This is a genomic window from Caballeronia sp. LZ024 (assembly GCF_031451455.1).
GTDB lineage: Bacteria > Pseudomonadota > Gammaproteobacteria > Burkholderiales > Burkholderiaceae > Caballeronia > Caballeronia telluris.
The window spans coordinates 125,760-135,657 of record NZ_JARUXL010000005.1 but is presented as its reverse complement, the minus strand read 5'-3'; the positions used below and the strand labels follow the sequence as shown (position 1 = coordinate 135,657).

At 57.6% G+C, this 9,898-nt stretch carries 5 protein-coding genes and 1 pseudogene; 5 read left to right on the top strand and 1 reads right to left on the bottom strand.

The features are described from left to right. Positions 1–1,027: 1,027 nt before the first annotated feature. Positions 1,028–1,918: a hypothetical protein gene (locus tag QCE48_RS29945; protein ID WP_309788893.1), complete on the bottom strand. Its 891-nt coding sequence runs from the start codon at positions 1,916–1,918 to the stop codon at positions 1,028–1,030. A gap of 164 nt (positions 1,919–2,082) precedes the next feature. Here QCE48_RS29945 and QCE48_RS29940 point away from each other — a divergent pair. The 5 genes and pseudogenes from QCE48_RS29940 to ltrA all read left to right on the top strand — a co-directional run. Beyond that, positions 2,083–2,298 (top strand): annotated as a pseudogene (locus QCE48_RS29940) (ParA family protein); the annotation flags it as partial. Between the two features lie 1,614 nt (positions 2,299–3,912). Further along, positions 3,913–5,115 carry an AAA family ATPase gene (locus QCE48_RS29935; protein ID WP_087633854.1) on the top strand — a complete coding sequence of 401 codons (1,203 nt, stop codon included), beginning with the start codon at positions 3,913–3,915 and terminating at the stop codon, positions 5,113–5,115. Positions 5,116–5,120: 5 nt separating this feature from the next. Further along, a complete protein-coding gene (locus tag QCE48_RS29930; RefSeq protein WP_235021333.1) occupies positions 5,121–6,086 on the top strand; it encodes a ParB/RepB/Spo0J family partition protein in 966 nt (321 codons plus the stop codon). 282 nt (positions 6,087–6,368) lie between these two features. After that, entirely contained in the window at positions 6,369–7,508 is a 1,140-nt protein-coding gene (locus QCE48_RS29925) for a Replication protein O (protein WP_309788892.1), read from the top strand. A gap of 811 nt (positions 7,509–8,319) precedes the next feature. Further along, positions 8,320–9,528, top strand: a complete 1,209-nt coding sequence (gene ltrA / locus QCE48_RS29920; protein WP_309788891.1) for a group II intron reverse transcriptase/maturase — start codon at positions 8,320–8,322, stop codon at positions 9,526–9,528. Positions 9,529–9,898: the final 370 nt, after the last annotated feature.

Below are 9,898 nucleotides of genomic sequence, written 5' to 3'. Positions count from 1 at the left end.
TCATCTTCTGTCATGGATTGCGTCCGCAAAGTGAGGTTGCGGACGCAATCGTGAGCCTTCTTAACAACGCAAGCTAGGTGTGCGAAATCGCGCGCTTACCGACATTCGCGTCGATCGGCTCAAGTTGTCAGCGACTATGCACGTCCGCGAGGAAAACGTTCGAAGCGCGCCCTCCTTGCCGCCAAGATTCCGGGTAAACGCCGGCAGGATGCGCTCGCGGCCCTGAAAGACTGTTCGACGATCTGGTCAATCCGCAGTACCTCGACAACGACGCGTTCACGAAGTAGATCAAGATGCTCCTCCGCCGCCATCACGACGACGCGGGAAATAAGCGGCGCGCGCCGCTAAGCCGCGGAGCCAGATGGCGCGGAGCCACACCAATGTAGCGTGGATCTTCACCCCGCCCGTGTTGGACGCTCTGCCCGACATGGCCGCCGCCGGCGCGCATAGGATTCGCGCTTGTGCTGGCGCACAACACAGGTCTCCGCCATTCGAAATTGTGCTGCGCTTTCAACGACGGTATCAGCATGCGCGACGCCGGAGTCGAACTTGGGTCGACTATCCTGTCTCGCCGTGGGCAAGGAGTTCGAAAGAACGGTTCGTGCCAGTCGGCCCCGCCGTCGTGACGGCGTTCGGCGACTATGTGGGAGCGCGCGGCCTCGCCCGCGATCCCCCTTGCCTGCCCCGTAGGGGACTGGTTCCCGCGTTGCCGACACTCGGTATATTGGCCCCCTTCGTCGCGAGGCGGCCGAAAGCGACACCGACGTCAAAAGACGCTCGTTGCCATTGTTCGCACGGCCAAACCGATCACGAACTGCTCTCTACCCGGCCATGAAGCGCTTTTTCGAGGCGACCGCGACATCGCCACTGCTCTCCGCTAGCGATCCGTTCGTTGTTCAGTAGGAGGCGGAGTTTCTCCAGCGCGACGAGCTGACCGTATCGGCAATTCCTTCGCCGGTGCTTCGATTGTTTAATGGCGTTCGTGCAGTCAAACGGCCGGAAAAAATTCAGTATGTCGACTTTACGCTTAGACAGGCTTCTTCTTAGTTTTGCGTTTTGCGTCTGGCATCTTGACCTTCAACGTCATGATAGACATCTCTATAAGAGCAGCCATTTCTTCGGCCGTGAAAACCAACTGGTCCGGTTCGCTGAGTGGCACTTTGAACTCGAATACCATATCAGATCCTTCGCGACGGACCCGTACGTTTCCTTCTCCTTTTAGCCTGACTTTCAACAAAGCGGCGACGATTTGATCGGTCGAGCGGCGGCGAGGCACTCCCAACATTTCGGTCGCACGCGCGGCAAGCTCCTCTGTCCCTATCGCTTTTTGGAGTTGAACCAGCGTCACGCCAAGTCTGTAAGTTAGAGGCCGAGATTTAAAAAGCTCTAATACCTCAGGTGGCAGGTTCGATATTGCTATTGCTTGTGATAGGCGAAAAGCCTTCCAATCTTTGCGAGCATCCAACGCTGCCCTGAGTGACGTCCAACTTCCTTTCGCAAGACCCCGCTGGTATTCAGCAGCCAGTGCCAACGGTGGGATCTTGGCCGGCCGTTTCGGCGGGACGGGTTCCCGTCCATCGAGAAGATCAACTATTTCGTTCCAACTTTTTCCGGTCCGATCGACTGCCGTCGCTCGATCCTGAAGCTTTGTCGGTCCGTACTTTCGAAGCAGTTCAACGAGAGACCTCGCCGTCTCAGGCCAGAGCCCCGCTACGTCGAAAAGCGAAATCACTTCTGCGGGGAGCTTTGCCACCGCGACCGCTCGGTTGAGCGCCTCGCGAGTGACCTTCGGCGTGAACCGGGCCATTGCAGCGACTGCTTCTCTTTGATTTTTCCAATTCCGGCCCAGACCAGCGTTGTAAAGATTTGCGAGCGCCAGAGGATCGCGCGATATAGGCATACCAGCAAGGGTGGACATCTTTACCTCTCCTTTTTCGCCCGATTATCGTTGGCCTGCCATCATCTTGTTGGGCGAATGAAGCCCGAAATCCCACCGCATTTCATGGAGGCGCGGCACCGCACGACTAGGAAGTCTGGGGCAAAGGGACGCACTGGAAAGCAGGTCGTTGCAACGTTGCAACCGTCTACGCCCCTAAAGGCGGCGTCGGAAAAACAACCATCGCTGGCAACCTCGCCTGCCGGTTTTCCCTCCGCGGCCTGAAGACGCTCATCGTCGACTTGGACTTCCACGGCAACCTGACGATGATGCACGGCTACGAGACCGAAATGACGCCCGACGAAGCGGCTGCGGCCGGGGTCTCGCGTTTGCAGATGGTTGAATCTCCTTCGGTAGTCTGACGCCTAACTGGCCGTACGGCCGCCGGACGCTTGCAGATGTGAATTCTGAGTCCTTTCCCTCGAACGTTTCGGACGTCAACATGGTACCGAGGCGATCAAGGATCAGATCAGCCGGGATCAAATGTGGACCGTTCTCGCCATATGGGTTCTTAACGACAATCGCACGAATGCTGTCCTCTCCCGTATGCAAGGCCTCAGGATGAATCATGGTTAACCCGGGGGAACGACCCAAGCGGTCACGGTCGGTTGAGCCACCCGCAGCTACACATTCCGGGGCTACAAGGCCAGCTAGCACGCGTTCGATGTCCGGATTTCCGATACTTTCTCCAGAACGCCCTGCCCTCCTCTACGCCGACAGGCTCAAAGCGCTGAAGTTTTCGCGACATGTCACGAGATCGCCGTCGAAGCAAGCAATGACTACATTGCGGCCGGCGCGAGAACGCGGGACGGGTTGGTTGAGCGCCCATGCGGACTGAGCAGGATCCGCGACAGCTCGAGGACCACACGAACGGATCAACACCGATCGGACGTTTCCGTTTAACAATGCTGACCCGCACGCCGTTGGTCGCCGGACGGGTCGCAAGTCGCAGCGACGCGGGGATGCGTCTTGTTGGGCCGCAAGCGGTCGCACGACATACAGCAATGACTCGGATGACTGCGCGCGCAGAGTTAGACGGCGCAGCGACTCGGCACGGATGTGCTCCTGCCAGAGTAGGACGGCACCGCAGGTGTTCGTTTTCAAAAACCTGCTCCGAGGTGCAGAGCGTATCCGCAGTGCTGCCAGACCTGAGCAGCATGATCTTCTCGAGCGGAATGCTGAGATAGGAACGTCCCAGCGCGTTCGGAACATGCAGCGGCTTGATGAACACGACCGCTCGCTTCGACGCCGCCTTCAGCGCAGGCTCTAGCAACCGGTTTCTCCAATGCCCGTTTGTTGAACCAGCCGTTCGGTAAGCGAGCCCATCAGCTAACCGCCGCCGGGCAGTTCGCCGTGAGACGGTCGTCGCCGGTGGCGACAGTGCGCTCACCTGACTGGCAAGTTGGTTGGCTCGCCACAGGGACGGGTGGATTTCTTCAATGTCTTCTGGCAGCGCGGACATCGCGTAGGTGAAGAAGTGTATGGAAGTACAGTGTTCTGCTCTACCCCGGCACGAGTGCCATAACGCGGCCCGCGATCTGACCGTTCATAGCATCAATAAGTAATAAACATTACTAATCCCGTATCGTTTGTTACGCGCCGTCCTTGTTTGCAATTTTCCACGCGGCCGCGTGGCTGAAGTCAGGCCCGGAGAGGGATCTGACCAGGATGGCGCACGTTTTTGCGTGGAACATCCGCATCAAAACTGAGCTAAATCGTTGAAAATAAACCGTTTGCAACACGAGCAGAAATCATCACCAATGTTTCACGGCTGCGACCCCTGCTTGCGTTAAAGCTTTTTCGAGGTTCGACCGTAGGTGGCCCGCCACGTCTACGTCTGGCGCGTCAAAGTTTACTTGCGCTAACCCCGTTTACGCTTTAGGCTCCGGATCAGTTCGAATCTCCTCGATTTCGGCTTTTCTACGGTTTCGAGGGGAAACTACCAAAACAGGAAGAAAACCCAAATGGGCAACCACATGGACATCAAACTTGCGACCCCTCCGATTGAGGTGTCGCCCGATGACCTCGTGAACCTCGCCGGCCGTAGCGCTCGAATGCTCGAACGCATCCGCACTCAGATGCTGCAGCCATGGCCGAGAAAGATCGCGCCCTTCTTTCCCAGCAGCAAGTTACAGGAGCTGTGCGGGATCGACAAGGCTCGCTTCTCGTACCTGATTAAGAAGGGAGAGTTGCCGGGTGGCAAGCAGGACAAGCCCGGTGGCGCCCGCTCCTTCAGTCTCGCCGAGACAATGCAGTGGGTGAAAGCTGAACGTAAGCCAATGCCACGTCCAGAAGGCAAAGACGGCAAGGTCATTGCGATCGGCAATTTCAAGGGGGGTGTGACGAAGACCACGACATCAATGGTTCTGGCGCAAGGCCTTTCCCTTCGGCACGGACGCAAGGTCCTGCATATTGACATGGACCCGCAAGGAAGTGCCACAACACTGTATGGCATTAATCCACATGCGGAGGTGACTGGCGATCAGACGATCCTTCCTGTGGTCGAAGCATACGTCAATGGCGAGACACCCGACATGTCAGGTCTGCCACAGGAGACCTACTGGAACAATCTACACCTGATCCCCTCCTCTACCGACCTGTTCAATGCCGAGTTCATGCTGCCCGCACGGGTGCACTCGTCGCCGGACGCTAAATTCTGGAACGTTCTGAACAACGCGCTCTCCGGACTGAAGAAAGAGTACGACTACATCATCATCGACACCGCGCCGACGCTCAGCTATTTGACGATAAATGCGCTCTTTGCGGCAGACGGCGTGATTGTTCCCGTGATGCCGGACACGCTTTCCTTCGCATCGATGGTTCAGTTCTGGTCACTGTTCTCGGACATGGTTTCGGGCATGCGACAGTTTGGCGAATCCGCTCAAGACGCTAAGCATTTCGAGTTCATCGACATCCTCGTCGCCCGGATGAAGGACAAGTCGAACTCGAACGCCTCGGTAGTTCGAGACTGGGTCATCAGCACTTATGGCGACCGCGTGCTGCCGGTGGAGATCCCAGACACCGAGATTGCTCGGACGACCACCAATGACTTCTCGACGGTGTATGACTTCCCGAGCTACGACGGCAACGCCACGCTCTTTCGCCGTATCCGGGAGGCCTACGATCAGGTGGTCGATCTCGTCGACAGCAAGGCTTGCTACCTCTGGGAAAAGGAGTGAAGTTCATGTCAACAGCATCTAGGCAACGCGACAAGGCTCGCTCCATCAATCTCGACGAGGACGACGCGCCCGCCAGCCCTCTCCCGCCGGTTGCCCCGCGCACCGCACCAGGTCAGTTGATCGGCCTGCAAGGTCGAGTGCATAGCCAGCAACAAGAAATTGAACAGCTCAAGAAGGCGCTTCAAGAGAGAGCCCCGTCCCGTCTCCCGGTCGCCAAGCTCCACGAGGTGGAGGGTCGACGACGCAAACTCACGACTGAAGAATATGCGGAACTCAAAGCGAATCTCGAACGCTACCCCCTCGCCCAGCCAATCACGGTAGCGCGTCGCCTCGACGGCGAATTCGATATTGTCGCTGGCAACAACCGGGCAGCCATCTATCGGGAACTAGGCCGCGAAGAGATTGATGCGATGGTTCTCGACATCGACGAGTCGATGATCGAGCACGCCGCCCTCTTCTCAAACCTGCTCTCCCCTGCCCTGTCCGATTTCGAGAAGTATTGGGGATTCAAGACGCTCCAAGAACAGACCGGAATCAACAAGGAAGAGCTGGCGAAGACGGCCGGGATCAGCGACACACATGTGCGTCGGATCATGAAGTTTGATCTTCTCCCCGAGGCAGCGAAAGAAACGCTGGCGCAACGACCGGAGCGGCTTGGGAGCGCAGCGGTCGAGCAACTGGTCAAGGCAGCGCGAGAAGGTCGTGAAGCACTCGTTATCGAGGCAGTCGGCAAACTCGTCGAGAGTGAAACTTTCACCCAGGCGCAAGCAGTGGCGCACGTCGCGGTAAAGAAAGAGAAGTCAGAAAGAAAGCCGGCGCTAGTAATCAAACGCGGCCAATTGCCGGTCTGCCAGATCACCTCGCGAAACGGCGTAGTAGGCGTAAATTTCCCTGAAAAGGGCGGCGAAGACGCTGACGCGTGGGCGCAGCGCATTCACGACTTTATCGAAGCAGAGCTGAAAGGGCGTTGATCCGCCAAGTTGGCGGGTCAATGAAATCAACCACTTAGCAATCGAGCTCTTGGTCGGCAAGCCAAGACTTCGAAAGGTGAGCACAAAAGATGACCTAACACGCTAGAAAGACAAAAGCCTCCGGCGGCAACCGGAGGCTTTTGAAATGGGCTTGGCTAAGCCGCCTCACCCGTTGGCACTCCCGGACGCCAATCCGGAACGAGCACCTAGCAACTCGGAGTGTAACGGAACGAGATCGGCAGTCAAGCGTAATCCACCATTTTGAGAAATGGACCGCTCGACATGTCTATCGCGCAACGTTACGTTGCTGGCGAGGGTGAAACACACCCCGAAGATTCGGCCGCCCTCACCGCTTTTCGCTGTGACTCAACCAATCTACCTTGGGTCATTTTCCGTGCTGCATTCCGGGCCGCCCATATCGAAGGGATCCCTCCGCGTGCGCGCGCGGTTCTCTCGGCCCTCGCCCGTACCGTCGACGCTGCGAAGCCATTCGCCGCCATCTTCGCCCGCCGCGAGCTCCTCACGGGTCGCGCGCTGCAGTCCATGCGCACCTTCTATCGGAGCCTCGATGACCTCGAGGCCGCCGGACTGATCGATCGTCGTGCCCAGTCGCGCTACGTCGAAGCCGGTCTCTTCGGCCGTGCATACATCCATCTCACTGAGCGCGCGGCGGGCCTTCTCGGTCTCACCGAAGAACTCCAGACGCCCTTTCCTGCGCCCGCGCAGGCTTCCGTTGAGCATCCGTCTGCCAAGTTGGCAGACGGTGGAATATATAAGGATCTAAGCCCTGCTCTTTTTCAAAAGAGACAACCGGGCCAAGTGCCTGAGGACCTCCAACGCTTGCGGTCCCTGGGGTTTTTTGATTTCTTGATTTTCAAACTCATGCGCGAAGCACGGCAGAACGGCAAGCGTCTCTCCGATGTTGTCGAGGCTACGTGGGACCACCTCAAGCTCGCCAAGGCACCGATCAACTACCTGCGCAGCCTTCTACGCAGCACGGTGGACTTTACTCAACAGCTCCGCCAACGGATCGATGCCAAGGCCGAAGAGCTCTCGCGACTGACCCGGACGCTGGAAGCCGAACATCTGGCCCGCCAGAGCGCCGGACAGACGTTCGTCGATGCCACCGGCCAGCGCAAGTACGTGATCGATCACGACGGCGAGAATATGGTCGTCTACACCCTCGACGAGGGCATCGGTCGCCAGGCGGCAGGATGGAAGGAGGCGTTCGCTATGGCTCGAGCACGCGGGCAAATCCGTGTGGCCACCGAAGCCGATCTGCAGCCGTTCGGTCAGACGCCTCGATTCGCGGCCGAACCGGAGCGCGCCAGAGATCGGCCGCCGGTTACCGCTCAGATCCGGGAGCACATTGCTGGACTGCGCAGCTTATTGGGAGCTCGACACGTCATTAGGAAAACTTAATTAATAGGCGAAAAGAGCGGATACTGCGAAGCACTTAGCTTCTACCAAGTTGACCAACGCGACACCTTATACGACATAGGTTTTGCGCTTCGCTTTTGATAGCGCCAGGCGAAGCCTGGGATTGGGGGAAGTCGTAGGTGACAGAAACCAGTCATTGGAGTCCAGAGGGTTCGACGCCCTCCCGGTAAAGGCTAACCACCAGCCGGAAGCGAGCCTTGCATGCGAGTGCGGTAACGCACTACTTGAAGCGTAGGCAGCGGGTATTGAAGCCGTGTGATTGAGCCTCGATATGAAGCAACCGTTAGTGTCTTCATTTTTCAAATTGTGGGGACAGTATTGTGCGAGCCGTAATGGTGAGGCCCGTCAGACCAACCGGGGTCCGAGAGCAGAGGGCAAAGGTACGAGGATGGATTCCCCAGGAACCTGGGAGGTCCTGGGTTCGACCAATCTTACGTGGCCCTGAGGCGCGGGGCGATATAAACAGGGCCATACCCTGCGGAACTCTCCGCTGCAGGGAGCAAAACGTGGAGAAGAAGGATTGGAGCGAAGAAGCGAATCCATAAGCGACTTCGTATTCGGCACAGGAAGTCTTAGCGCCCTCGTAGTACCGATGACGCCGGGGAACGCCGCTCAAGCGGACCCGGTCGATGGGAAGGGGGGCGTCGTTGGTGCAGAATCGTTCATGGGAAACACGGAGGTGCTTTGAAACCTGAAAGCGTGTCAACGAAACAGGAACGAATAGCCATGCTGGCCAGAAGTGATCCCGAGATGGCGTTCACCTCGTTAAATCATTACATCGACTTTGAGTGTGGTGAGGTATGCCTACGACTGTACGCGCAAGGATGGTGCAGTCGGGGTTGACGGTCAGTCCGGAGAGGATTATGCAGTCAATCTCACGCAGAATCTTCTTGGGCTCGTCGACCGGCTCAAGTCAGGCCGATACCGCGCGCTGCCAGTCCGTCGGCATTTCATCGCCAAGGCGGACGGCAGTCTTCGTGGGCTCGGCATTCCCGCTTTCGAAGACAAGGTGGCGCAGCGCGCCATTGTTATGCTTCTGGAGCCGATCTATGAACACGACTTTCTCGACTGTTCTTTCGGTTTCCGACCCGGTCGCAGTGCTCACGAGGCGCTGCGGTCCGTGTGGAAGGGGATTATGTATCGCGGTGGACAGTGGGTGCTTGACGTTGATGTACGGAAATACTTTGACAGCATCGACCAAGTCAGATTGAGAGAGCTTCTAGCCAGACGAGTCACCGATGGCGTAATCAGACGACTGATCGACAAGTGGTTAAAAGCAGGCGTGCTGGATAACGGGCAGTTGTCTTATCCGGAGCTCGGCACTCCGCAAGGCGGGGTGATTTCGCCCTGCTTGGCCAACGTGTTCTTGCATTATGTTTTGGATGAATGGTTTGCCGCTGAGGTGCAACCGCGCCTTCGTGGGCCAAGCACCTTGGTTCGTTTCGCGGATGACTTTGTCGTGATCCTTGCGCACAAGGACGATGCCGAGCGCGTCTTGCGGGTGCTGCGCAAGCGATTGGGCAAGTACGGACTCGAGTTACATCCGGACAAAACCCAGATGGTTGATTTCCGCTTCAAACCCCAATCCGGGCACGATGACCACCAAGAGCCGCTGGCCACGACCTTCAACTTCCTTGGATTCACTCACGTGTGGGTGACTTCGGAGAAGGGCCGTGCGATGGTGCGGCAATTGACCGCCAAAGACCGCGTCGCGCGTACGCTCAAAGCAGTCAGCCGTGTCTGCCGTGGTATGCGGACCCGGCCGCTTCGCGATCAGCACCAGCGTCTGAGTCGAATGCTTAAGGGGCACTACGCCTACTTTGGCATCAGCGGCAATTTCGAGCGCCTGGCGACTCTGCGGAATCACGTCGCCCGCATCTGGCGTAAGTGGTTGTCGCGAAGGTCGAACGAACGCTCTATGCCATGGGTTGCCTTCATGCGAATACTCACCCTATTCCCGTTACCGCACCCTCGGATTGTCCGTCGTTACGCCAAACCGTGAGCGAATCTGCATGATGAGGAACCGGATGCCTTAATTGGGCTCGTCCGGATCTGTGAGGGGTGAGGGGGGCGACCTCCTCGCCTACTCGGAGGCAGCCAGCTTATTGACGACGCTCCGTGAATCGCTAAGCATGAAACGTTTGTAGCAAGGCCCTCGATGGCTTGATGGCAACGCTATCCGGATAGCGCTACTTGGATAAGTGTCATTTTCTAAGCCTTTGATTTCTTAAGGTAAGTACTCTGTTACAAAGTGTGCCGGATAGTGAACCCCCCCTTTTTCGGCACACTTTTTGGTGATTTTGGGACGCGATACGCGGGTAGCCCCTGCCAGCCGACGAAGCGTTGGCCGCGCAACCAACCTAGATGGCGTT